Below are 22,350 nucleotides of genomic sequence, written 5' to 3' on the forward strand. Positions count from 1 at the left end.
GCGCCCGTGGGGGCCCCGGGGTGGTGCAGAGAGTGGTTCAGCGCTTGGCCTTGGCCCCCTTGGGGGTGACCAGACGGCTGCCCGTCCAGTCCTTGCCCGCGCTGATGCTCTTGGTCTGGGCGAGACCGGCTGTCTGGGCAGCCTCATTGATGTCGCTCGGTTCGACGTATCCGTCACGGCCGGTCTTCGGCGTCATCAGCCAGACCGTACCGCCGTCCTCGATCAGACCAATGGCATCCACCAGCGCGTCCGTAAGGTCGCCGTCCTCGTCACGGAACCAGAGCAGGACGACGTCTGCGACGTCGTCGTACTCCTCGTCGACGAGTTCCTGGCCGGTAGTGGCCTCAATGCCCTCACGGAGCTCCAGCTCGACGTCGTCGTCGTAGCCGATCTCCTGGACCACCTGTCCGGGCTCGAACCCCAGGCGTGCTGCCGGGTTGGTCCGCTCCTCCGCGTGGTCCGCGGTCGCGCTCACGGGTTGCCTCCTGATCATGTCTTCGGAAAATGCTGCCCACGCGCGTGCGCGGGGCGTAGGCCGTAGTCCACACGGGCCCGGCGAATCGCGCAAGTACCCAGCGTGCGAGACCGCCGAAACGGTGACGTTCCCTGCCACGTCACCGCAAGCTCCGGCATGTCTCTCCGGCGGCTCCCCCGGGTCGCCCCTGGGTCGCTCCATCCGTTTACGTCCTTCCTCAGCTTATGCCGTTTCGATCCGCCAATCGGAGTCGAACAGCCTTTGGGAACGCTTGGACGCCTTGGGCGTAAGGTTGCGGTTTGCCCGTACCCAGCCGCGTACTGCCCATACTCGTGCCCCGCGGACGAGTTTTCGCAACCCTCGGGGTTACCCAACGGTAGAGATGACGTTTGGGCCCTCGCGGTAGCACGATGGAGGCGGCGCGCACAGAGTTGACAGAGCTGTCCGGGGTTACATTCCCCGTAACAGGCCCCGTAGAGCACCACCGAACAGCGAAGGAACAGTGTGGCTTCCGGATCCGATCGCAACCCGATCATCATTGGCGGCCTTCCGAGCCAGGTCCCGGACTTTGATCCCGAGGAGACCCGGGAATGGCTCGACTCCCTCGACGCCGCCGTCGACGAGCGCGGCCGTGAGCGGGCCCGCTATCTGATGCTCCGGCTCATCGAGCGCGCGCGGGAGAAGCGCGTCGCGGTGCCCGAGATGCGCAGCACGGACTACGTGAACACGATCGCCACGAAGGACGAGCCGTTCTTCCCCGGCGACGAGGAGATCGAGCGCAAGGTCCTCAACGCGACCCGCTGGAACGCCGCCGTGATGGTCTCGCGGGCGCAGCGCCCCGGGATCGGCGTCGGCGGCCACATCGCCACCTTCGCGTCCTCCGCCTCGCTGTACGACGTGGGCTTCAACCACTTCTTCCGGGGCAAGGACGAGGGCGACGGCGGCGACCAGATCTTCTTCCAGGGGCACGCCTCCCCGGGGATCTACGCCCGCGCGTTCCTGCTGGACCGGCTGAGCGAGGCCCAGCTCGACGCGTTCCGCCAGGAGAAGTCGAAGGCCCCCAACGGCCTGTCCAGCTACCCGCACCCGCGGCTGATGCCGGACTTCTGGGAGTTCCCGACCGTCTCGATGGGTCTCGGCCCGCTCGGCGCGATCTACCAGGCGCGGATGAACCGCTACATGGAGGCGCGCGGCATCGCCGACACCTCCAAGTCGCATGTGTGGGCCTACCTCGGCGACGGCGAGATGGACGAGCCGGAGTCGCTGGGCCAGCTGTCCATCGCCGCCCGGGAGGGCCTGGACAACCTGACCTTCGTGGTCAACTGCAACCTCCAGCGGCTGGACGGCCCGGTACGCGGCAACGGCAAGATCATCCAGGAGCTGGAGTCGCAGTTCCGGGGTGCCGGCTGGAACGTCATCAAGCTGGTCTGGGACCGCTCCTGGGACCCGCTGCTGGCGCAGGACCGCACGGGCATCCTGGTCAACAAGCTGAACACCACGCCGGACGGCCAGTTCCAGACGTACGCCACGGAGACCGGCGCGTACATCCGCGACCACTTCTTCGGCGACGACCCGCGGCTGCGGGACATGGTCAAGGACATGACCGACCAGCAGATCCTGCACCTGGGCCGCGGCGGTCACGACCACCGCAAGGTCTACGCGGCCTACGCGGCGGCCAAGGCGCACAAGGGCCAGCCGACGGTGATCCTCGCCCAGACGGTCAAGGGCTGGACGCTGGGGCCGAACTTCGAGGGCCGCAACGCGACCCACCAGATGAAGAAGCTCACGGTCGAGGACCTCAAGCGGTTCCGCGACCGGCTGCACATCCCGATCACCGACAAGCAGCTGGACGAGGGCTACCCGCCCTACTACCACCCGGGCCGCGACTCGGAGGAGATCCAGTACATGCACGACCGCCGCCGGAGTCTGGGCGGTTACGTCCCGACCCGGGTCGTGCGGGCGAAGCCGCTGCCGCAGCCTGTGGAGAAGACGTACGCGGCTGCGAAGAAGGGCTCGGGTTCACAGTCGATCGCCACCACCATGGCGTTCGTCCGCATCCTGAAGGACCTCATGCGGGACAAGGAGATCGGCAAGCGTTTCGTGCTGATCGCGCCCGATGAGTACCGCACCTTCGGCATGGACGCGTTCTTCCCGAGCGCGAAGATCTACAACCCGCTCGGCCAGCAGTACGAGGCGGTCGACCGGGAGCTGCTGCTCGCGTACAAGGAGTCCCCGACCGGGCAGATGCTGCACGACGGCATCTCCGAGGCAGGCTGCACGGCCTCGCTGATCGCGGCCGGTTCGGCGTACGCCACGCACGGCGAGCCGCTGATCCCGGTGTACGTCTTCTACTCGATGTTCGGGTTCCAGCGCACCGGTGACCAGTTCTGGCAGATGGCCGACCAGCTCTCGCGCGGTTTCGTGCTGGGCGCGACGGCCGGGCGTACGACGCTGACCGGTGAGGGTCTCCAGCACGCGGACGGCCACTCGCAGCTGCTCGCCTCGACGAACCCGGGCTGCGTCGCGTACGACCCGGCCTTCGGGTACGAGATCGCGCACATCATGCAGGACGGGCTGCGCCGGATGTACGGCGAGGCCAACGAGGACGTCTTCTACTACCTGACCGTCTACAACGAGCCGATCCAGCACCCGGCCGAGCCCGAGAACGTGGACGTGGACGGCATCCTCAAGGGTGTCTACCGCTTCAAGCAGGGCGAGGCGGGCGAGATCCCGGCGCAGATCCTGGCGTCCGGCGTGGCGGTCCCGTGGGCCGTCGAGGCGCAGAAGATCCTCGCCGAGGAGTGGAACGTCAAGGCGGACGTCTGGTCGGCGACCTCCTGGAACGAGCTGCGCCGTGAGGCCGTGGACGTCGAGCGCTACAACCTCCTGCATCCGGAGGAGGAGCAGCGCGTCCCGTATGTGACCAAGAAGCTCGAAGGGGCCCAGGGCCCGTTCGTGGCCGTCTCGGACTGGATGCGTTCGGTGCCGGACCAGATCGCGCGCTGGGTGCCGGGGGCGTACCAGTCGCTGGGCGCCGACGGCTTCGGCTTCGCGGACACCCGTGGCGCGGCCCGCCGGTTCTTCCACATCGACGCGCAGTCGATCGTGCTGGCGGTGCTCACGGAGCTGGCCAAGGAGGGCAAGATCGACCGGTCGGCCCTGAAGACGGCGGTGGACCGCTACGAGCTCCTGGATGTGGCCGCGGCCGATCCGGGCGCGGCGGGTGGCGACGCGTAGCCGCGGGCTGCCGTTCGGATCCGAGGGGCGGTGACGCGTGTGCGTCGCCGCCCCTCGGCGTGTCCAGCCCGTGCGCTCAGTTCTCCCAGATCTTGAAGGCGCGTACCTGGTACGGCGAGCGCGGCAGCCAGGTCCCGCCGCCGGGGTACGTCTCGAACTCGCCGGTCTCCGCGCATTCGGCGGACTGGTAGGTCGTGACAGGCCGACCGGTGCGGTTGGCGAGGGACTGGGCGTCGCCGCCCTTCGGCAGCGGGGTGCAGCTCTCGATGTCCACGCCGGAGAGCTCGTAGGTCTGCCGGGCCCCGGTGAAGTCGGGCTTCTTCCAGAGGCAGAGGCTGCCTGCCTCGCAGCTCCCGAGGCTGATGTCGGACGACGGCCCGGGAGGGGCCGCGGCCCGGTCGTCGGCGAGAGCCTGGGGAACGAGTGCGGTGACGGCCAGGGCGGCCGCCGCGAGAACGGTCGTACGCATGGTGGATCAACCCCCGTGGTTGGTGCTGTTCTTCTGCCGCTCACTCTGAGTCACCGGGCGAGGTATGCGGAAGAGGAGGACGGCCCAGGCCACCCTGATAGGCGACAGCCCCGCCGAAAGGATTCGGCGGGGCTGTGGTGTGCGCCGGGTTGACGGCGTACGGGGGTGCTAGATGTGGCCGACTCCGGCGCCCGCCTCGGCGTTCGCACCGCGCTTGGTGAGCGTGGCGACCAGGGCGGCGACCACGGCGACAACGCCCGCGACGGTGAAGGCCAGGCCCATGCCGGACATGAACGTGTCGTGGATGACCCCGCCGATGCGGTCGACGAGGTCCGGCGTCATGCCCGGGGCCTTGGACAGTTCCTCCACCGGGACCATGCCGAACTCGGCGGCCTCCTCCAGCTTCGGGTCCGCCTCGCCGGGCAGGCCGGCCGCCGCCCAGTTCCCGGCGAAGTCGGCGCTGACCTTGGAGGACATGACCGCGCCGAGGACGGCGGTGCCGAGCGCCCCGCCGACCTGCATGGCAGCCTGCTGGAGACCGCCCGCCACACCGGAGAGCTCCAGCGGCGCGTTGCCGACGATGACCTCGGTGGCGCCGACCATGACCGGGGCGAGCCCGCAGCCGAGGAGCGCGAACCAGAGGGACATGGCGAAGGTGCCGGTGGAGTCGGTGAGCGTCGTCATGCCGAACATCGCGGTGGCCGTGCAGACCATGCCGCCGACCAGCGGGACGCGCGGGCCGAACTTGGTGATCAGCACACCGGCGACCGGCGAGGAGACGATCATCATGGCGGTGAGCGGCAGCAGATGCAGACCGCTGTCGACCGGGCTCAGGCCGTGGACGCCCTGGAGGAAGAACGTCACGAAGAACAGCCCGCCCATGAAGGCGAAGGCCATCAGCACCATGAGGATGGTCCCGGCCGTCAACGGGACGGAGCGGAACATCCCCAGCGGAACGAGCGGTTCCTTGACCCGGGCCTCCCAGAGGCCGAAGGCGACGAAGAGCAGGATCGCCAGGCCGAGCCATGCCCAGGTGCGGCCGTCGCCCCAGCCCCAGGCCTCACCGGCCTTGATGATGCCCCAGATGAGGGAGAACATCGCGCCCGAGAGCAGCACGATGCCGAGGATGTCGAAGGAGCGCGGCGCGTTGGCGGCACGGTGGTCCTTGAGGATCACCAGGCCGAAGGTGAGCGCGACGATGCCGACCGGCACGTTGATGAAGAAGACCGACTGCCAGCTGACGTGCTCGACGAGCAGACCGCCGACGATGGGACCGCCCGCGGTGGACGCGCCGATGACCATGCCCCAGATACCGATCGCCATGTTCAGCTTCTCGGCGGGGAAGGTGGCGCGCAGCAGACCGAGCGCGGCCGGCATCAGCAGGGCGCCGAAGAGGCCCTGGAGCACACGGAAGAGAACGACCAGGCCGATCTCCTTGGAGAAGCCGATCGCGGCGGAGGAGGCCGCGAAGCCCGCGATGCCGATCAGGAACGTCTGCCGGTGGCCGAAGCGGTCGCCGAGCTTGCCCGCAGTGATCAGGGCGACGGCGAGGGCGAGCAGATAGCCGTTGGTGATCCACTGGACGTCGGCGAGCGTGGCGCCGAGGTCCTTCTGGATGGCGGGGTTCGCGATGGCGACGATCGTGCCGTCGAGCGCGACCATCATCACGCCGATGGCGACGGCGAAGAGGGTCAGCCAGGGGTGGCCGCGGAGCCCCTTGGCCGGGGCGGGAACAGCGTTGCCCGCGGGCTCCCGCGGCGCCTTCTCGACGGTGGTCTGACTAGTCATACGCGGAGACTAATGACAGCCGCTGCCAGTTGACAAACGATTTCACAAGTCAGTAACTGTCACATAGCTCACAGGTAAGCTGAGCTGGACAAACACAGGGAAAGAGGGACCAGTACGTGACCGACGGGCAGGCAGTGGAGCCCCGAGCCGGACTACGCGAACGCAAGAAGCAGCGCACTCGCGACGCCTTGCTGCTCGCCGCCCTCGAACTGTTCACCACCCAGGGATACGAGCGCACCACCGTCGACGAGATCGTCGACGCCGTGGAGGTCTCCCAGCGCACCTTCTTCCGCTACTTCGCGAACAAGGAGGAGACGGCCTTCGCCATACAGGAGATGGTCGAGTCGCACTTCCTCGCGGAGCTGGGACGCCGCCCCGCCGACGAGACCCCCTTCGACGCGATGCGCCGGGCGGTGCTGTGCTCCTGGAACAGCATCGGCGAGGCGATCGAGGAGGTGGTCACGGTCGACCTTCATATGCGGACGTACCGGATGATCGAGTCGACGCCCTCCCTGCTCGCCGCCCATATGCGGCGCGGCGTCGCCATGGAGGAGCAGATCGCGCGGCTGATCGCCGAGCGTGAAGGGCTCGACGTGGACCGGGACCCCCGCCCGCGGGTCGCCGTCGCCGCGTTCTCCGGAGTGATCCGGGTGACCGGACAGCTCTGGGGCCAGGGGCAGGACGCGAGCGTGGAGGCCCTGCGGGAGCTGACCGAGACCTACCTTGACCAGCTCGGCCCGGCGCTCGCCCATGAGTGGCGACAGGACACACCCTGAGGACCGGCGCGCCTGCCGGATGGCCGGTGGCCCGGCCGAGGGGCAGATGACGCCACCGAGGGACAGGGGACTCTGCCGACGGACGGGGGACGCTACCGAAGGACAAGTGACCCTGCCGACGGACGGGTGACGCTGCGTGAGAAATCGCAGGTGAATCCTTCGTGTACGGGTGATGTACGTCACCTGGACCACGGTCCTCGTGACACGTCTCCTAGGGTGTGGCGCAGTGACTTCTTTCGACACCTCCCCCACCTTGACCGCCTGGCGCGCGCTGCTCGCCGTCGCGGTGGTGTTCGTGATGCTGGCGACGACCGGCTGGAGCGCCGTACACCGTCAGCGCTCCGACGAGGGACGGACACTCGCCCTCGCCTCCTGGGCGCGGGACCGGATAGGGGGCCGGGCGCTGCCGGACGTCGACGCGCCGGCCTACCGGCTGGCCCGCTTCTTCGCCACACTCACCTCCGGACAGCAGGTCGCGCTCGCGGGCAAGTACCCATCAGTGGTGGGAAATCTGAACGGGGCGCCGGTCACCCTGCGCTACCACGCCAACCGGCTGGCCCTGAAGCGGGCCGCCGCCGCGGAGAAGCGGCGCGTACACGGCGCGGCCCTTTCGGCGGACGGCCGCGACGAGGCGGTACGGCGTATCAACCGCTTCCGGTCACTGCTCGCGGGCGACCGCCAGATCCTGGCCTTCGACCCGTCCGGGAAGGGCCGCGCGGCCGAGGTGTTCGGGGATCTCGACCGGGCCGCCCGGGTCTCCGTGATCGTCCCCGGCGTCGACACCCATCTCCTGACCATGGAGCGCACCCGGGGCGCGAACGCCGCCCCCGTCGGCATGGCGAAGTCCCTGTACGGGGCGGAGCGCTCGGCCGCCCCGGGCACCCGTACCGCGGTCATCGCCTGGGCCGACTACACCGCCCCGGCCGGCCTCGGCATGGACGCGGCGCTCGGCCGGCTCGCGGCGGACGGCGCGGTGCGGCTCAACGCGATGGTCGGCGCGCTGCCCGGTACCTCCACGGTCTCGCTGTTCTGCCATAGTTACGGCTCCGTGGTCTGCGGGGTGGCGGCGGACGAGGCCCCGGGCCGGGTGGCCGACATCGCGGTCGCGGGCTCCCCCGGCATGCGGGCCGCGAACGCCGGGCAGTTGGACACCGACGCCCGGATCTGGGCGATGCGGGACCAGGACGACTGGATCGGGGACGTACCGCATCTGGAGTTCGGCGGCATCGGCCACGGGGCCGACCCGGTGGACCCGGACTTCGGCGCCCGGATCGTCTCGGCGGCCGGGGCCGCCGGGCACAGCGGCTACTTCGAACCGGGCACCGCGAGCCTGGACAACTTCGCCGCGATCGGCGTCGGGGCCTACGGATCGGTCCGCTGCGCGAGTGCCGACAGCGCATGTCACAGCGGTATTTACGGTGAACGGGACGGCCGACGCGCGTAGAAGGGCGTGACGGGCGGATTAACTGGGACTTACTCCGAGGGGGGACGTGCGGGCCTGTGCCGCATACGATGAGGCACATGGGTGATGTGCTGGCCGGAATTCATGCCACCTGGGAGTTCGACACCGACTCCGTGCTCATCCGCTTCGAACGGGGTATCCGCGCACCGAAGCTCTTCCAGAGCCTGCGGGAACGCCGCATCCCGTATGCGGCGCTGTCATCGGTGACGCTGACTCCGGGCAAGCGGGGCACGGTGGTTCTGCGTGCCGTGCCCCGACCAGGTGCCGACCCCCTGATGGAGGCTGCCGCGGGGCAGCTCAAGGAGGGGTCCGACCCCTACCGCCTGGTGCTTCCGGCGGAGCGGGAGGTGCTCGCGGAGTACTACGCCGACGAGCTGCGGGCGCTGCTCGGCGCCTCCTGCGACGAGCCCGCCGACCGCTTCCTGGTCACCGCCCCGGAGGCCCCGGTCAACTTCAAGGCGTACGACGGACGGGCCGGCTTCGACGGCGAGCGGGTCTCCTTCCGGTGGTCCTGGACCGGGGCGTCCAGCGCCAAGTGGAAGGCCGGCGACCAGACCTACCGGGTGAGCGAACTGGCGGGAATCGAGTGGCGCTCGCCCGAGGCGCTGGACGGCTATCTGCGGCTGGTGCCCCGCACGGCCGCCCCGGTGGCCCAGGCGGACCAGGACCCGGCAGCCGTGATCTTCGGCCTGGGCTACGGGCCGGTGCACGAGTCGCTGCCCTTCGCCGCCGCCGTACTGGAGTCCGTGCGACGCAGCCAGCCCGCGCCCGCCGAGCCCGCCTCGGTCCTGGTGTCCGCCGGTCGGCGGGACCCGGCGGACATCGCCGAGCGGATACATCACCTCGGTGAGCTGCATCAGGCGGGGCTGGTGACGGACGCCGAGTTCACCGCGAAGAAGGCCCAGCTGCTCGCGGAGCTGTGAGGCGGGCCCGGGCCCCGCCCACTCGCACAGGACCCACTCAGCACAGGACCCACTCCGTACCGGGCCAATCGGCACCGGACCCACTCCGCGCAGGACCCACCCAGTACCGGAGTATGAGGCGGCCCGTGGGTGGGTCGGAACCCCGGTATGACGCACGGACGGCCGTCGGCTGCCTAGGCTGACCGGGCCATGTCGACTTCCCCTTCCCCCTCCCCTTCCCCTTCCCCCTCACCCTCACCCGCCGGCCCCCCTGGCCCGCCGCCCGCCGACGGCCTGCTGAGCGCCGCCCGCCGCAATCTGCGTGACCTCGCCCACGGGCTGTCCCACGCGTCCCATCCGTCCACGCCGCTGCTGGCAGATGCCCCCAAGCGGTGGCAGCGGTTGCTGCCGTACGCGGTGGTCCTCGCCCTGGCCGCGACCTTCATCCCGGTCACCATCACCGTCCTGGCCACGCAGTACGGCGTGCCGGGCGCGTTGGCCGGGGCGCTCGGGGTGGCCCAGACGGCCCCCCTGCTGATGCTGGCCCATCGGCCCCTCCAGGCGTGGTGGATCATCTTCCCGGCCGACATCGTGGGCGCGCTGGTGCTGCTGGCGTACCCCGACGATCGGCACGACGTCTGGCCGTGGATTCCCCCGGTGCTGGTCGCGTACCTCTTCCTGCTGCTGGCCCTCGGTCTGCGCGAGACCCGGCGGACGGTGGTCGCCGTGTGGGTGGCGACGGGCGCGGCCGGGCTGGTGCTGCACCTGATCGCACCGGCGGACCGCAATACGGGCAGCGCCCTGCTGCTGCCTGTCCTCGGTGCGGTGGTCCTGGTGATCGGCGGGGCGGTACGGGAGCGCGGCGAGGCGACCCGGCGGCTGGCCGAGCAGGAGACCATCAGCGAGACGGAACGGGCCCAGCGCACGCTGCTGGAGGAGCGGACACGGATCGCCCGGGAGCTGCACGACGTGGTCGCGCACCACATGTCGGTGATCACGGTGCAGGCCGACTCCGCGCCGTACCGGATCAGCGGGCTGCCGAAGGCCGCCGAGGAGGAGTTCACGGCGATCGCGGCGGCGGCGCGGGAGTCACTGGGCGAGATGCGGCGGCTGCTGTCGGTGCTGCGCAGCGACGGCACCGAGGGCGACCGGGCCCCGCAGCCCGGCCTGGACCGGCTCCAGCAGCTGGTGGAGGCGACGGTACGGGCCGGGCTGCCCGTGGAACTGTCGCTCGCCGCGGACCTGGGCGAGGTACCGCCGGCGGTGGATCTGTCGGCGTACCGGATCGTGCAGGAGGCGCTGGCCAATGTGGTGCGGCACGCGCCCGGGGCCCGTACGCAGGTATCGGTCCGGGCGTCGATGAGCCATCTGAACGTGCTGGTGGTCAACGGGCCCGCCGCGAAGCCGGGTTCGCCGCTGGAGACGGCGGGGACCGGGCACGGGCTGGTCGGGATGCGGGAGCGCGTACGGTTGACCGGCGGCACGCTGGACACCGGGCCGCTGCCCGACGGCGGGTTCCGGGTGGCCGCCCGGATGCCGCTGCCGCCGGCCGACGCGCCGGCCGCCCACCCGACTCCGGAGGACCCGTGACCATCCGCGTGATCATCGTCGACGACCAGGCCATGGTGCGGGCCGGGTTCGCGGCGCTGCTGTCGGCGCAGAGCGACATCGACGTGGTGGGTGAGGCGGCGGACGGCCGCCAGGGCGTCGACGTCAGCCGCCACCGGCATCCCGACGTCGTCCTGATGGACGTCCGGATGCCGGAGATGGACGGACTGGCCGCCGCCCGCGAGCTGTTGAACCCGCCGGTGGGGGTCGTGCACCGGCCCAAGGTCCTGATGCTCACGACGTTCGACGTGGACGACTACGTCTACGAGGCGCTGCGCGCCGGGGCATCCGGGTTCCTGCTGAAGGACGCCCCGCCCGCCGATCTGATCGCGGCGGTACGGGTGGTGGCGGCCGGGGACGCGCTGCTGGCGCCCTCGGTGACCCGGCGGCTGATCGCGGACTTCGCGGCGCAGCGGCCGACGGGGGCGACGCGGGGCGGCCAGGCGCTGCGGCTGAACGGGCTCACCCCGCGTGAGACGGAGGTGCTGGAGCTGATCGCCCGGGGCCTGTCGAACCAGGAGATCGCGGGGCGGCTGGTGCTGGCCGAGCAGACCGTGAAGACGCACATCGGCCGGGTGCTGGCCAAGCTGGACCTGCGGGACCGGGCGCAGGCGGTGATCTTCGCGTACGAGTCGGGGCTGGTGACGCCGGGGGACGCGGGGGCGTAGCCCCTGGGCAAGGGTCTGACCCACCCCCTACCCCGGTATCACTGGGCGGTTGGCTCCCCGGTGTGACGCCGCGTCACCCGTCGTCTTCCTACCTTCCTCCCCTCCGCACCGACCGGTGCGGAGGGGACAAGGAGGGCAGGCACGATGCGCCGATACGCGAGGACCCTGGTCGCGCTCGCACTGGCTACCAGCGCGGTGACGGGTACCGCGGGATGGGTTTCGGGGGACGCGCAGCAGGCGCTGACCGGGCCGCCCCCGGGCAGTGCGCAGTGGCGGTCGGACCGGGCGCCGGGGGTGGAGCTGCCCGACCCCGAGCGGTCCACGCCCGCCGAAGTGGCGGCCTTCTTCGCCGGGTTGAGCGACAGGGAGCAGCAACTCCTGCTCCTGCGCCACCCGTCCGTCGTGGGCAACCTCGACGGTGCGCCGCTTGAGCTGCGTTACCGCGCCAACGCCCTCGTCCTCTCCGCGGACGACGACCCCCGCTACCGCTCGCTCGCCGCCCCCGGCCGGCAGATCCTGGCGTTCGATCCGCGCGGGCGCGGCCAGGTCGCCGAGGTCTTCGGGGACCTGCGCTCGGCGCACCGGGTCTCCGTGGTGGTGCCGGGCTCCGACAACGACGCCGGGACCTTCGACCGGAAGGCCGCCGCCCACGGGGCCCCGCCCGGTATGGCCAGGACCTTGCAGAGGGCGGCCGGCGCCCGGACCGCCGTCATCGCCTGGGCCGGGTACACCACCCCCGTCGGCTTCGGTATCGACGCCGCGACCGGGCGGCTCGCCGAGGCGGGCGCCGGGCGGCTGACCCGGTTCGCGGAGGGGCTGACCGCCGACGGGCTGCCCGAGCCCGCCGTCTTCTGCCACAGCTACGGCTCCGTCGTCTGCGGCCTCGCCGCACCCCGTCTCCCCGCCACCGACATGGTGGTCCTCGGCTCCCCCGGCATGCGGGCGGACCACGTGGACGCGCTGCGGACGAAGGCCCGGGTGTGGGCGGCGAAGGACCCGACCGACTGGATCGACGACGTGCCGAGCGTGCGGTTCGCGGGGTTGGGCCACGGCACCGACCCGACGGACCCGGCGTTCGGGGCCCGCCGGATTCCGGCCGACGACGCCCGGGGCCACAGCGGCTACTTCGAACCCGGCACGGACTCACTGCGCGCCTTCGCGGCGATCGCACGGGGGACGGCCGCGGAAGGTGCGGCCCGATGAACGCGATGCTCACGAAGACGCACCGGCTCGCCGCCCGTATCGACACCGCCACCCCCGCCCACCGGGACCGGGCCGTCGACGGCCTGCGGGCCCTGGCGCTGCTCGCCGTACCGCTCGGGCACTGGATGCTGGGCGGCTTCCGGCTCGACGCGGATGGCCTGCACAACGCGAGCCCGCTCTCGGTGTTCGGCGCCCTCGCCCCGCTCAGCTGGGTGCTCCAGATGCTGGGGATCTTCTTCCTGGTCGGCGGGTACGCCTCGGTCCTCTCCTACCGACGCCGGACGTCGACCACGGCCGCCTGGCTGCGCGGCCGGCTGGTCCGGCTCGGCAGGCCGGTGCTGGGGGTGGCGGCCGTGTGGGCAGTGCTGCTCGCGGCGCTGTCGGCGCTGGGCGTGCCCGGAGACACCCTGCGTACGGGGTCGACGCTGGTGATCCAGCCGCTCTGGTTCGTCGGGGTGTACACCGTGGTCACGGCCCTGACCCCGCTCTGCGTACGGCTGGCGCGACGGCTCGGCGGATGGGCGGCGCTGCCGCTGGTGGTCTCGGTCGCGGTGGTGGACTTCCTGCGCTACGGGCCCTTCGCGGAGGCGGTGCCGTCCTGGCTGAGCGTGCTGAACGTCCTGCCCGGCTGGCTCTTCGCGTATCAGCTCGGCGTCTCGTGGGGCGAGGGGCGGATCGGGAAGCGGGGTGCGCGGCTGCTGCTCGTCGGAGGCGGGGCCCTCTTCGCCGTACTGCTGCTGGCCTTCCACTACCCGCCGTCGATGGTCGGCGTGCCGGGCGAGGCGCGGACCAACTCGCATCCGCCGTCGCTGCTGGTGGTGGCGCTGGCGGCGGCGCAGAGCGGGGCGGCGATCCTGCTGCGCGACCGGATCGGGCGGTCGCTGCGCAGGCCGCTGCTGTGGGCTCCGGTCGTGGTGATCAACCTGTCGGCGATGACGATCCTGTGCTGGCACCAGAGCGCGATGCTGGCGGCCGCCGTACCGGCCTCGCTGCTGGGGGGCGGTACGGCGGCGGTGGCGGGGCTGACGACCGGGCCGGACACGGTCGGCTGGATTCTGGCCCGGATCGCCTGGCTGCCGCTGTTCGCTGGGCTGCTGGTGCTGATCGCCCGGTACGCGCGCCGCTTCGACGCCCCGTGGAAGGCGGGCACCCGCGCGGCGAACGCCCGCCGCGCGCTGGCGGGGCTGCTCGCGGCGGGGTTCGCGGTGTTCGCGCTGGGGCTGGCGTGAGGGGCGATGCCGCGGGGTCGTCATGGACCGCAGGAACCACGCGATCGCCCCGAAACGCCTCCCGGCTACTCCCGCGCCACCGACGTACTGCTCATGTCCGGGTACCGGTCCCCCGCCACCTGCCCGGCTATCGGCTCCAGCAGGGCCAGTTCGTCGGCCGTCAGGGTCAGCCGGGTCGCCGCCACGTTCTCCAGCAGGCGGCCGCGCCTGCGGGTGCCGGGGATCGGCACCACGGTCAGCCCGTGCACCTGCGCCCGTTGCTGCACCCAGGCCAGGGCCACCTGCGCGGCGGTCACCCCGTGCGCGGCGGCGATCTTGTGGACGGGCTCCAACAGGGCCGCGTTCGTAAGGGCGTTGTCACCGCTGAAGCGGGGCTGGTGCTTGCGGAAGTCGCCCTCGGGCAGGTCCTTGCCCGCGTCGGTGAAGGAGCCGGTGAGGAAGCCCCGGCCGAGCGGCGAGTACGGCACGAGGGTCACGCCCAGTTCGGCGGCCGCGCCGACGGCGCTCCTCTCCACGTCGCGGCTGAAGAGGGACCACTCCGACTGGAGGGCGGCGATGGGGTGCACGGCGTGCGCCTCGCGCAGCTCGGCTCCGGTGACCTCGCTCAGCCCCAGCTGCTTGACCTTGCCCTGCTGGACCAGTTCCGCCAGCGCGCCGACCGATTCGGCGAGCGGGACGGCGGGGTCGCGGCGGTGCATGTAGTAGAGGTCGATCACGTCGGTCCTCAGCCTGCGCAGGCTCGCCTCGACGGCGGTGCGGATGTACGCGGGGTCGTTGCGTACGCCCCGGTAGTGCGGGTCGTCCGTCCGCTCGATGGCGAACTTGGTGGCGAGGGTGATCTCGTCCCGGTGGGCCCCGACGAACGGGGCGAGGAACTCCTCGTTGGCGCCGCGCCCGTAGGCGTCGGCGGTGTCGAGGAGCGTGACGCCCGCTTCCAGCGCGGCATCCAGGGTGTCCCGGGCGGACAGCTCGTCCGTGTCGCCGTAGAACTCGCTGATACCCATGCAGCCGAGGCCCTGGACGCCGACCCTCGGTCCGCCGGTGCCCAGCTCCACCGTGGGGATTCTGTCAACAGTCATCAGGCGGTGTGCCTTTCCGGCGCCCGGCGGACGCCACCGTAGAAATCGATCTTGTAGTCGAGAACGGCGAGGGTGTCGTGGAGCTCCGCGATCCGCGCGATCACATCGCGGCGGGTGGCCTCCAGCAGCTCCTGCCGCTCCTCGAAGGTGGACTCACCTGCGCGCACCAGCTCCGCGTAGCGCACCATGTCGGCGACGGGCATCCCGGTCAGCCGCAGCTTGCCGACGAGGGCCAGCCAGTCGAGGTCGCGGTTGCTGAACCGGCGCTGCCCGGTGTGCGAACGGTCGACGTGCGGCATCAGCCCGATGCGTTCGTACCAGCGCAGGGTGTGCGCGGTGAGCCCGGTGAAGGCGGCGACCTCGCTGATCGTGTAGCTGTCCTGCCCCGAGGGGCGGGGGTGGGCCTTGGGAGGGGCCGCACAGGCGTTGCCCCCTGCGGAGGACTCCGGCTGAGGCTGTGGCTGTGGCTGTGTGCTGGTCGCGGGATTGCTTACGGGAGTTCCGCCGATCACCGTCATGGCCTCCACGCTAAATCCCTGGAGCGCACTCGAAGCAAGCGGAAACGGGAGGAGTTTCCCGGGCGGGGCGACTAATCTCCCCGCTCATGAGCACCACACGCCCGAACCCCGCACGCCGCGCCACCGCCGAGGACGCCGAGGAGCTGGTCCGCCTCCGCGCGGTCATGCTCGATTCACTCCCGAGCCGCCCCGGCGTGAACCCGGACACCACCTGGCGGCCGGTCGCCGTGGAGACGCTGCGCGGCAAGCTGGACGACCCCGTCGGCGACCTCACCGCGTTCGTCGTGGACAGCCCGGCGGGTACGGGCCTGGCGGCCTGCGCCGTCGGCACGATCGAGTACCGGCTCGGCGGCCCCGGCAACCCCGGCGGCACCACCGGTTACGTCTTCAGCGTGGCCACCGACCCCGACCAGCGCCGCCGGGGCCATGCCCGCGCCTGTACGGAGGCGCTGCTCGGCTGGTTCCGCGAGCGCGGGGTGCCGCAGGTCGACCTGCGCGCATCGGTCGAGGCCGAGCCGCTGTACGCCTCGCTCGGCTTCGCCCGCACTCCGGACCCGGCGATGAGGCTCCGCCTGTGAACGTTAGGCTCGGGTCCATGGAGAGCCTGCGGATCATCGACACCTGGCCGGTCCCGACTGCGGCTGCCGCCGTCGTACGGGCGGACGGCACCGTTCTCGGTACGCACGGACCGACCGCCCACCCCTTCCCCCTCGCCTCGGTCACCAAGCCTCTCGCGGCCTACGCGGCGCTGGTGGCGTACGAGGAAGGGGCGATCGAGCTGGACGAGCCGGCCGGCCCCGAGGGCTCCACGGTGCGCCACCTGCTCGCGCACACCAGCGGGCTGGCCTTCGACGAGCACCGGGTGACGGCCCCTCCCGGCGAGCGCCGCCTCTACTCCAACGCGGGCTTCGAGGTGCTGGGCGACCACATCGCCAAGGCGTCCGGCATCCCGTTCGCCGAGTACCTGCGCCAGGCGGTCCTGGAGCCGCTGGCCATGGCGTCGACCGCGCTGAACGGCTCGCCCGCCCGCGACGGCGTCTCCACCGTCGACGACCTGGTCCGCTTCGCCGCCGAGGTGCAGGCGCCCCGCCTCCTGGACCCGCGTACGGTCCTGGCGGCCCAGAGCGTCGTCCACCCGGGCCTCAAGGGCGTCCTGCCTGGCTACGGCCACCAGAACCCGAACGACTGGGGCCTCGGCTTCGAGATCCGGGACTCCAAGTCCCCCCACTGGACGGGCAACACGTCCTCCCCGGCGACCTTCGGCCACTTCGGCCAGTCGGGCACGTTCCTGTGGATCGACCCGGTGGCGGGGGCCGCCTGCGTCGCGCTGACGGACCGCGCGTTCGGGCCGTGGGCAGCGGAGGCCTGGACGCCGTTCACGGACGCGGTTCTGGCCGAACTGTCCTGAACCGGCTGCCGCGCATCGCCGGCGGTGTCAGGCACTCAAACCGACGGTCTTCCCGCTGCCGTCCCACCGCTTGACGATGCCCCAGTCGTCGGTGACGGCGATGACCAGGACGAGCCCCCGACCCCCGTCGTCCAGCGGGTCGCCCGTGGTGGCTAGGGGCAGGGCCGGGCTGCTGTCGGCGACTTCGACGCGTACGCCTTCGTGGCGCGGCGGACAACCGCATGCTCGCGAAGAACGCGGACGGCTCCACGACCGCGTACCTGCCCGGCGGCAACGAGCTGAACGTCACCTCGACCGGCACGAAGACCGCCACCCGCTACTACACACACGGCGGCGAAACTGTCGCGGTCCGCACCAGCAGCGGGTTCTCGTTCCTTTTCGGCGGCCAACGCTCCACCACCGGCCCCACCTCCTGGCCCGGCGACCGGGGCTTCGTCGGCGGCACCACCGACCCCACGGGATACACCCACCTCGGCGCCCGCGAATACGACCCGTCCCTGGGCCGCTTCCTGTCGGTGGACCCGCTTCTGCTCCCGGACGACCCGACACAGCTGACCCCGTATGTCTACGGCAACAACAACCCCGTCACCTTCTCCGACCCGACCGGAGAAGCATACGAGGAATGCGTCAGCGGCCAGTACAGCTGCACGTACGGGAAGAGCACCGGAGACGTCAAGAAGGTCAGCTTCGGCAAGAACTACAAGAAGGAGACCCGCGCCAGGGGTGGCACGATATCCAAGAACTACTACGCACAGCAGGTCACTGGCCGCAAGTACACCTACGCCAAGGGCAAGGGGACCACTCGTTACTCTGGCGCCGAGTGCCGACGGGCCGAAAAGCTGCGCCAGGAAAAGGAACTGAAGCACCGACAGTACCTGAGCAAGCGGGAAGCGGAACTCGAAGCGTTGCGGAACCCGCCATCCGAAGGAAATTTCATCGAGCGAGTCGGCGGCTGATTCGCCGACAAGGGCAAGACGCTGGCGCACAGCTTCAGTGGCGACATCACCGGAATGTGCCTGGGCGTATCCGCTGGAGTCGGATTCGGCGGGACCGCTTCAGTCTGCTTCGTCAGCACTAGACGTCCCGACGGGAAAAGCGACTATGGGTTCAGCCTGAGCAAGGGGAGCGAGACCCCCTCCGTGGGCGTCAATGCTGGACTGCCGTTCATCAGCAGCGACGCTACGGACTTCGAGCAGCTCCGAGGGGACGGTTGGGGCGGTACTGTGAGCGGCGCGTACGGCATTGGTGCAACAATTGGTCACGAACGTGCCATTGGTGCACGAAACAGTCACGGCGAACCCGTAGGAACAACCAGCGTCGACTTGCTCGCCGGCATCGGCGGCGAGGCAGGAATCACAACCTCCCACGGCACCCAGGTTGGCCGAATAGGCGACATTGCGAACTCGCTCAACCCATTCGACTGACAAGTGAGCGCACGATGAACTATGCAGAGATTTTCGAACTGGCCGGCCGCGGCCCGACCGAGATGAGCGTTGCAAGCCTTGTGCTTTTCGGAGTCATGCTTCCGATAGGCGTTCTCATAGGGGCCAATATCGCACATTCGGCAGATCGGGTGCACGAATTCCTGCTGGTTGTTCTTCCTGGCCCCGTGGATCGGGTGTCACCGAGGTCACTTCGCTTCCCCGGCTGGGTAATGGCATTCATATCTACCATCGGATTGGTGGTTGAGATTCGAACGGGATTGCAGTGAAGGTTTTAACCAGGCCTCTCGTGGCGCACTCGTGGCGCTGACGCTGATCACCGTACGGCAGGTCGCCGCCGTGACGGTCGGCGTGGCGTACACCGCCTCCGTCGTGCTGCGGGCGGTTACCTCGCGGGTGCAGGGGAAGGTCCACCAGGACGTGGCCCGGCATCGGCTCGTCACGATCGGCGTGCTGATCATGGCGGGCTCCGACCCCGACGACCCGTATATCGGTGTGCTGGCCAACGCCAATCTGGAACTCATCCACCACATGGCCGAGATCGCCCTGCTCCGCGATCTCTGGCGGGCCCGCCGCTCCGCTTGGTCGGGGTGGATTCTGGTCAAGGCGCCATGGTTGCAGTGACATGAACCACAGCAAGCCGTCGCGCGGTTTGCGCGGTGTGCCCGTTCTTACCGATGCGTTTGTGATCAAGTCGTGCTTGAATCCCCACGCTTGTGAACGTTCGCCTCTCGGGGCGGGGTTCGGAAGGCGGAAAGCTCGCGCTCTCCGTACGGCTCATTACCGACGCATACCAGTGGGGGAAAACGTCGTGTCACATTGGCGCAGTCGTAGATTCTGGACAGGCGGCGTCGCCGTCGCCGCGACCATGGCGGGAGGCCTTGTCACCTCGCCCGCCATGGCCTTGCAGGGGGCCCCGGCCGACGCCGCCTCCTTCGGCCACACCGCGAGGATCGTCATCGGTGAGTCCGACCGCTCCTGCACCGGAACGCTCGTGGACCCGCGGTGGGTCCTCTCGGCCGCGAGCTGCTTCGCGGACGCGACGGGCGTCGCCCAGCCCGGCAAGCCCAAGACCACGACCACCGTCACGGTCGGCCGCACCGATCTGTCCCAGACCACGGGCGGGGCCGTCCGTACCGCGATCGAGCTGGTCCCGCACCCGGACCGGGACCTGGTCATGGTGAAGCTGAACGTCGGCGTCGCCACCGTGAAGCCGGTGGCCCTGGCGGCCACCCCCACGGCGGCCGACGAGACCGTGAAGGCAGCCGGATTCGGCCGGACGAAGACGACCTGGGTGCCCGACCGGCTGCACACCGGCTCGTTCACCGCGAACGGCGACACCTCGGCGAACGTCTCCCTGACGGCCGTCGGCGACGCCGTCATCTGCCACGGGGACTCCGGCGGCCCGATCCTGCGCGAGACCGACGGGAAGCAGGAGCTGCTCGCCGTCGCCAGCAGGTCCTGGATGGGCGGCTGCTTCGGCATGCCGGACACGGAGACCCGTACGGGCGCCGTCGCGACCCGCGTGGACGACGTACGGTCGTGGATCACCGGCACCGCGTTCGCCGCCCCGGGCGACATGACCGGCGACAACAAGCCCGACCTCGTCGCGGTCGACGACACCGGCAAGCTGCGCCTGTACGCCGGCCGGGGCACGGGCGCGATCGACAACCACACCCTCATCGGTACCGGCGGCTGGACAGGGGCGTCCGTGACGCACCGCGGCGACTGGACCGGGGACGCCATGGAGGACGTCGTCGCCCGCGTCGGCAGCGAACTGCGCGTCTACCCCAACCGCGGTGACGGCACGCTCGGTTCCCCGATCAGGATCGGCACCGGCCTGCCCACCGACGCCCAGGTCGTGGGTGCCGGGGACGTCAACCGGGACGGTCACCCCGACCTCGTCGTCCAGCACAGCAACAAGCTGTACCTGTACAAGGGCAAGTCCGCCCCCACACCGTCCGTCGCAGCGCCCGTGCTCATCGGCACCAGCGGCTGGGACGTCATGAGCGTGACCGCACCGGGCGACGCCGACCGGGACGGACTGGTGGACCTGCTCGCCCGGGACACCCGCGACGGCGTCCTGTGGCTCTACCGCGGCCGGACCGACGGCACGTTCAGCGGCCGTACCCAGTACGGGAAGGCGTACACCGTCACCAACCGCCCCCTGATCGCCGGGGCTTCGGACGCCAACGGCGACGGCGTCGCCGACATGTGGGCCACGGCGGGCGACCGCACCCTGAAGTTCTACAAGGGCGCCACCTCGGCCAACGGCCCGGTCGACGGCCCGAGCACGCAGGTCGGCAGCGGCGGCTGGCACGGCATCAAGTCCATCAGCTGACCACTGGCCCCGCACTCCGCACCCCGCCCCGCGTCGCTACGCCCGACGCGGGGCGGGCGGGGGCGGGGCTTTCGCGGCAACCTGTTCCGGCCTCACGGCCCCACGGTCCGGAACCGGCTGCCGCCCTCCTCCGGCGGCGTCAGGCACTCGAACCAGACGGTCTTCCCGCTGCCGTCCCAGCGCTTCTCGATACCCCAGTCGTCGGTCACGGCGTTGACCAGGATCAGCCCCCGCCCCCCGTCGTCCAGCGGGTCGCCCGTGACGGCGAGGGGCACGACCGGACTGCTGTCCACCACCTCCACGCGTACGCCTTCGTGGCGCGGCAGCCGGTAGATGAAGGTCTGGCCGCGCCGGTCGGGCACATGCCGCACGACGTTGGAGACCAGCTCGGTGAGCGCCAGCTCCGCCGCGTCGGCCAGATACGGCAGCTCCCAGGCGACGAGGTAGAGCCGCAGGACGCGGCGCAGATGCCGGGCGGAGTGCTCGCCCAGGGCGAAGTCGGCGCGGTAGACGGGCTCCCCGGGGTCCCTCCGGGGGATGATTACGTGATTCATGTCACCAGGCTGCGATGCGGTGGCTACGCTCGGCTACGTACGGAAACGAACGCCGCGAGGCGTTGCACACCGGAGGTCCGTCCGTGGCCAACATCCAGACCCTCGATCCCGACGCCTCCCCACTCGCTTACTACGGCGGGGAGTTGCGCCGCCAGCGTGAGGCCCAGGGCCTGACACAGCCGCAGTTGGGCACCATCATCTTCTGCACCGGTTCGCTGATCGGCCAGATCGAGACGACGAAGAAGATCCCCACCCGCGACTTCTCGGAGCGCGTGGACGCGGCGCTGGGAACGGACGGAGTGTTCTCCCGCCTGGTGGGCCTGGTGCTGCGTAGCCAGCTGCCGACGTGGTTCCAGCCGTACGCGGACATGGAGGCCAAGGCCGCGTACATCTCCACGTACCAGGCGCAGGTGGTGTACGGGCTGTTGCAGACGGAGGAGTACGCGCGGGCGGTGCTGGCCACCGGCATGCCGAACGACCTGGAGGCGCTCGTCGCGGCCCGCGTGGAGCGCCAGCGCATCCTGGAGCGGGAGAAGCCGCCGCTGGCCTGGGCGGTCCTGGACGAGTCGGTGCTCTACCGGCCGATCGGCGGCCATGAGGTGATGCGGGCCCAACTCCAGAAGCTGTTGGACTGCTCGGCGCACCGCTGGATGCGGATTCAGGTGCTGCCCTTCGAGGCCGGCGAACACGCGAGCCTGGCGGGCTCGTTCACCGGCATGCGCTTCGATAGCGACCCAGAAGTTGTGTACACCGAAGACGTCATCTCCGGCCATATGACGGCCAACCCCGAAACGGTCAGGGAGGCTTCGCTCCGATACGCTCACCTCCAGGCCACCGCACTCTCCGTCGAGGAATCGGTGGCGCGGATCAGCCGCGTGATGGAGGAGCGTTATGGAGACCGGCCCTGACCTGACGAACGCGGAATGGCGCAAGTCCAGCTACAGCGGAACCACCGGCGGCGAGTGCGTCGAGTGCACCGTCATCGACGGGGCGGCCTGGAAGAAGTCCTCGTACAGCGGGAACACCGGCGGCGAGTGCGTCGAGGTCGCCGCCGCCTCCCCCTGCGGGTCCGTCCCCGTCCGCGACAGCAAGAACCCGACCGGTCCCGCCATCGTCCTCGGGGCCTCGGCCTGGCAGGCGTTCGTGGAGGGGCTGCGCTGACGCTTAACGTCGGGGTGACCGTGGAGAGGG

General features: G+C 70.6%; 22 protein-coding genes. 16 read left to right on the forward strand and 6 right to left on the reverse strand.

Annotated features, from left to right (window positions below):
• Positions 1–37: 37 nt before the first annotated feature.
• The gene (locus tag ACZ5WC_RS03120; protein ID WP_003969400.1) at positions 38–475 is read right to left on the reverse strand and encodes a DUF3052 domain-containing protein; all 438 of its coding nucleotides are present in this window, start codon (positions 473–475) and stop codon (positions 38–40) included.
• 504 nt (positions 476–979) lie between these two features.
• On the opposite strand from ACZ5WC_RS03120, the gene aceE reads away from it, so the two are divergent.
• Positions 980–3,712 (forward strand): pyruvate dehydrogenase (acetyl-transferring), homodimeric type, encoded by a 2,733-nt coding sequence (aceE, locus tag ACZ5WC_RS03125; RefSeq protein WP_468539197.1) that lies wholly within the window; start codon positions 980–982, stop codon positions 3,710–3,712.
• Positions 3,713–3,788: 76 nt separating this feature from the next.
• On the opposite strand, the gene ACZ5WC_RS03130 is transcribed toward aceE, so the two are convergent.
• Together ACZ5WC_RS03130 and ACZ5WC_RS03135 are read right to left on the reverse strand one after the other, a co-directional pair.
• Positions 3,789–4,181, reverse strand: a complete 393-nt coding sequence (locus tag ACZ5WC_RS03130; RefSeq protein ID WP_468539198.1) for a peptidase inhibitor family I36 protein — start codon at positions 4,179–4,181, stop codon at positions 3,789–3,791.
• 168 nt (positions 4,182–4,349) lie between these two features.
• Positions 4,350–5,969 (reverse strand): MFS transporter, encoded by a 1,620-nt coding sequence (locus ACZ5WC_RS03135; protein ID WP_468539199.1) that lies wholly within the window; start codon positions 5,967–5,969, stop codon positions 4,350–4,352.
• Positions 5,970–6,085: 116 nt separating this feature from the next.
• Between ACZ5WC_RS03135 and ACZ5WC_RS03140 the strand changes: the two genes are divergently transcribed.
• The 7 genes from ACZ5WC_RS03140 (at position 6,086) to ACZ5WC_RS03170 (ending at position 13,817) form a co-directional block, all read left to right on the forward strand.
• Positions 6,086–6,745, forward strand: coding sequence for a TetR family transcriptional regulator (locus ACZ5WC_RS03140; protein ID WP_468539200.1), 660 nt, complete (start codon positions 6,086–6,088; stop codon positions 6,743–6,745).
• Between the two features lie 226 nt (positions 6,746–6,971).
• Positions 6,972–8,189: an alpha/beta hydrolase gene (locus tag ACZ5WC_RS03145; RefSeq protein ID WP_468539201.1), complete on the forward strand. Its 1,218-nt coding sequence runs from the start codon at positions 6,972–6,974 to the stop codon at positions 8,187–8,189.
• Positions 8,190–8,266: 77 nt separating this feature from the next.
• Positions 8,267–9,130, forward strand: coding sequence for a DUF4429 domain-containing protein (locus tag ACZ5WC_RS03150; protein ID WP_468539202.1), 864 nt, complete (start codon positions 8,267–8,269; stop codon positions 9,128–9,130).
• Positions 9,131–9,319: 189 nt separating this feature from the next.
• A complete protein-coding gene (locus ACZ5WC_RS03155; RefSeq protein ID WP_468539203.1) occupies positions 9,320–10,699 on the forward strand; it encodes a sensor histidine kinase in 1,380 nt (459 codons plus the stop codon).
• Positions 10,696–11,385, forward strand: coding sequence for a response regulator (locus ACZ5WC_RS03160; protein WP_468539204.1), 690 nt, complete (start codon positions 10,696–10,698; stop codon positions 11,383–11,385). The genes ACZ5WC_RS03155 and ACZ5WC_RS03160 overlap by 4 nt, the downstream gene beginning before the upstream one ends.
• A 144-nt stretch (positions 11,386–11,529) precedes the next feature.
• Positions 11,530–12,588: an alpha/beta hydrolase gene (locus tag ACZ5WC_RS03165; protein WP_468539205.1), complete on the forward strand. Its 1,059-nt coding sequence runs from the start codon at positions 11,530–11,532 to the stop codon at positions 12,586–12,588.
• Positions 12,585–13,817: an acyltransferase family protein gene (locus ACZ5WC_RS03170; RefSeq protein ID WP_468539206.1), complete on the forward strand. Its 1,233-nt coding sequence runs from the start codon at positions 12,585–12,587 to the stop codon at positions 13,815–13,817. The genes ACZ5WC_RS03165 and ACZ5WC_RS03170 overlap by 4 nt, the downstream gene beginning before the upstream one ends.
• A gap of 65 nt (positions 13,818–13,882) precedes the next feature.
• Here the strand turns inward: ACZ5WC_RS03170 and ACZ5WC_RS03175 are convergent, their stop codons facing one another.
• The gene (locus ACZ5WC_RS03175; RefSeq protein ID WP_468539207.1) at positions 13,883–14,896 is read right to left on the reverse strand and encodes an aldo/keto reductase; all 1,014 of its coding nucleotides are present in this window, start codon (positions 14,894–14,896) and stop codon (positions 13,883–13,885) included.
• Positions 14,896–15,414 carry a MerR family transcriptional regulator gene (locus ACZ5WC_RS03180; RefSeq protein ID WP_468539208.1) on the reverse strand — a complete coding sequence of 173 codons (519 nt, stop codon included), beginning with the start codon at positions 15,412–15,414 and terminating at the stop codon, positions 14,896–14,898. The genes ACZ5WC_RS03175 and ACZ5WC_RS03180 overlap by 1 nt, the downstream gene beginning before the upstream one ends.
• Positions 15,415–15,500: 86 nt before the next feature.
• On the opposite strand from ACZ5WC_RS03180, the gene ACZ5WC_RS03185 reads away from it, so the two are divergent.
• The 6 genes from ACZ5WC_RS03185 to ACZ5WC_RS03210 all read left to right on the forward strand — a co-directional run bounded on the left by ACZ5WC_RS03185 (position 15,501) and on the right by ACZ5WC_RS03210 (position 20,605).
• Positions 15,501–15,992: a GNAT family N-acetyltransferase gene (locus ACZ5WC_RS03185; protein WP_468539209.1), complete on the forward strand. Its 492-nt coding sequence runs from the start codon at positions 15,501–15,503 to the stop codon at positions 15,990–15,992.
• A gap of 17 nt (positions 15,993–16,009) precedes the next feature.
• Positions 16,010–16,822, forward strand: coding sequence for a serine hydrolase domain-containing protein (locus ACZ5WC_RS03190; RefSeq protein ID WP_468539210.1), 813 nt, complete (start codon positions 16,010–16,012; stop codon positions 16,820–16,822).
• 221 nt (positions 16,823–17,043) lie between these two features.
• Positions 17,044–17,778 (forward strand): RHS repeat-associated core domain-containing protein, encoded by a 735-nt coding sequence (locus ACZ5WC_RS03195; protein ID WP_468539211.1) that lies wholly within the window; start codon positions 17,044–17,046, stop codon positions 17,776–17,778.
• A 183-nt stretch (positions 17,779–17,961) separates the two neighbouring features.
• Positions 17,962–18,246, forward strand: coding sequence for a hypothetical protein (locus ACZ5WC_RS03200; RefSeq protein WP_468539212.1), 285 nt, complete (start codon positions 17,962–17,964; stop codon positions 18,244–18,246).
• Between the two features lie 318 nt (positions 18,247–18,564).
• The gene (locus tag ACZ5WC_RS03205) at positions 18,565–18,888 is read left to right on the forward strand and encodes a hypothetical protein (protein WP_468539415.1); all 324 of its coding nucleotides are present in this window, start codon (positions 18,565–18,567) and stop codon (positions 18,886–18,888) included.
• Positions 18,889–19,162: 274 nt separating this feature from the next.
• Positions 19,163–20,605: an FG-GAP-like repeat-containing protein gene (locus ACZ5WC_RS03210; protein ID WP_468539213.1), complete on the forward strand. Its 1,443-nt coding sequence runs from the start codon at positions 19,163–19,165 to the stop codon at positions 20,603–20,605.
• Between the two features lie 92 nt (positions 20,606–20,697).
• Here the strand turns inward: ACZ5WC_RS03210 and ACZ5WC_RS03215 are convergent, their stop codons facing one another.
• The gene (locus ACZ5WC_RS03215) at positions 20,698–21,159 is read right to left on the reverse strand and encodes an ATP-binding protein (protein ID WP_468539214.1); all 462 of its coding nucleotides are present in this window, start codon (positions 21,157–21,159) and stop codon (positions 20,698–20,700) included.
• 83 nt (positions 21,160–21,242) lie between these two features.
• Here ACZ5WC_RS03215 and ACZ5WC_RS03220 point away from each other — a divergent pair, with 83 nt between their 5' ends.
• Together ACZ5WC_RS03220 and ACZ5WC_RS03225 are read left to right on the forward strand one after the other, a co-directional pair.
• The gene (locus tag ACZ5WC_RS03220; protein WP_468539215.1) at positions 21,243–22,067 is read left to right on the forward strand and encodes a helix-turn-helix domain-containing protein; all 825 of its coding nucleotides are present in this window, start codon (positions 21,243–21,245) and stop codon (positions 22,065–22,067) included.
• Complete coding sequence (locus ACZ5WC_RS03225; protein WP_468539216.1) at positions 22,051–22,320, forward strand: DUF397 domain-containing protein; 270 nt, start codon at positions 22,051–22,053, stop codon at positions 22,318–22,320. The genes ACZ5WC_RS03220 and ACZ5WC_RS03225 overlap by 17 nt, the downstream gene beginning before the upstream one ends.
• The last annotated feature ends 30 nt before the right edge of the window (positions 22,321–22,350 follow it).

The organism is Streptomyces sp. NPDC033165 (genome assembly GCF_055577965.1).

Bases quoted from the DNA above. Each gene is read 5' to 3' on its own strand.
- ACZ5WC_RS03130 (WP_468539198.1), bottom strand. From the start codon at position 4,181: ATGCGTACGACCGTTCTCGCGGCGGCCGCCCTGGCCGTCACCGCACTC.
- ACZ5WC_RS03170 (WP_468539206.1), top strand. From the start codon at position 12,585: ATGAACGCGATGCTCACGAAGACGCACCGGCTCGCCGCCCGTATCGAC.
- ACZ5WC_RS03210 (WP_468539213.1), top strand. From the start codon at position 19,163: ATGGCCTTGCAGGGGGCCCCGGCCGACGCCGCCTCCTTCGGCCACACC.
- ACZ5WC_RS03215 (WP_468539214.1), bottom strand. From the start codon at position 21,159: ATGAATCACGTAATCATCCCCCGGAGGGACCCCGGGGAGCCCGTCTAC.
- ACZ5WC_RS03180 (WP_468539208.1), bottom strand. From the start codon at position 15,414: ATGACGGTGATCGGCGGAACTCCCGTAAGCAATCCCGCGACCAGCACA.
- ACZ5WC_RS03195 (WP_468539211.1), top strand. From the start codon at position 17,044: ATGCTCGCGAAGAACGCGGACGGCTCCACGACCGCGTACCTGCCCGGC.
- ACZ5WC_RS03185 (WP_468539209.1), top strand. From the start codon at position 15,501: ATGAGCACCACACGCCCGAACCCCGCACGCCGCGCCACCGCCGAGGAC.
- ACZ5WC_RS03135 (WP_468539199.1), bottom strand. From the start codon at position 5,969: ATGACTAGTCAGACCACCGTCGAGAAGGCGCCGCGGGAGCCCGCGGGC.
- ACZ5WC_RS03165 (WP_468539205.1), top strand. From the start codon at position 11,530: ATGCGCCGATACGCGAGGACCCTGGTCGCGCTCGCACTGGCTACCAGC.
- ACZ5WC_RS03155 (WP_468539203.1), top strand. From the start codon at position 9,320: ATGTCGACTTCCCCTTCCCCCTCCCCTTCCCCTTCCCCCTCACCCTCA.
- ACZ5WC_RS03190 (WP_468539210.1), top strand. From the start codon at position 16,010: ATGGAGAGCCTGCGGATCATCGACACCTGGCCGGTCCCGACTGCGGCT.
- ACZ5WC_RS03175 (WP_468539207.1), bottom strand. From the start codon at position 14,896: ATGACTGTTGACAGAATCCCCACGGTGGAGCTGGGCACCGGCGGACCG.
- ACZ5WC_RS03150 (WP_468539202.1), top strand. From the start codon at position 8,267: ATGGGTGATGTGCTGGCCGGAATTCATGCCACCTGGGAGTTCGACACC.
- ACZ5WC_RS03225 (WP_468539216.1), top strand. From the start codon at position 22,051: ATGGAGACCGGCCCTGACCTGACGAACGCGGAATGGCGCAAGTCCAGC.